This window comes from Pseudomonas sp. Fl5BN2 (assembly GCF_009908205.1).
Taxonomy (GTDB): Bacteria; Pseudomonadota; Gammaproteobacteria; order Pseudomonadales; family Pseudomonadaceae; genus Aquipseudomonas.
In genome coordinates this window covers 1-391 of sequence record NZ_JAAARL010000108.1, presented here as the reverse complement: position 1 = coordinate 391, position 391 = coordinate 1, and the positions used below count along the sequence as shown (strand labels likewise).

The following is a 391-nucleotide window of genomic DNA, read 5'->3' as shown; positions in this document are numbered from 1 at the left end:
GCGTAAAATTGAGCCCGGCGCTCAGCAAGCTCTGTTGAAGGAGCCTGCTCGCATCTTTCAACCCGGCTTAATGTTGCAGGATCAACCTGAACCCCTTTAGCGACGTGCTGTAACGTATAACCATGCGATTTCCGCAATTTTCTCAATGGTGATTGCATAAAACCTCCTTCTTTTGCGCGTGTCGCATGTTATTTCATACAGCAAACTTGCGCAAGTTGATTTGCACAATGCGCAAAAAATTAATGTAATGAACGCATGAATATAGGAAACCGTGTCAGACAACTTCGCCGCGCGAAGAACATGAAAATTGCTGAGCTAGCAGAAGCCATCGGCGTGGATGCCGCAAACATCTCTCGTCTGGAGACTGGCAAGCAAAAGCAATTTACCGAAC

The 391-nt window shown here is 46.8% G+C and carries 2 protein-coding genes; one reads left to right on the top strand and one right to left on the bottom strand.

Annotated elements, in window-relative coordinates; all coding sequences use genetic code 11:
* Positions 1–158: helix-turn-helix transcriptional regulator (locus GV819_RS32835; protein WP_161760138.1), on the bottom strand; the 158-nt coding region annotated here is incomplete at its 3' end.
* A gap of 97 nt (positions 159–255) precedes the next feature.
* Between GV819_RS32835 and GV819_RS32830 the strand changes: the two genes are divergently transcribed.
* On the top strand, positions 256–391 hold a 136-nt coding region (locus GV819_RS32830; RefSeq protein ID WP_161760137.1), incomplete at its 3' end, for a helix-turn-helix domain-containing protein.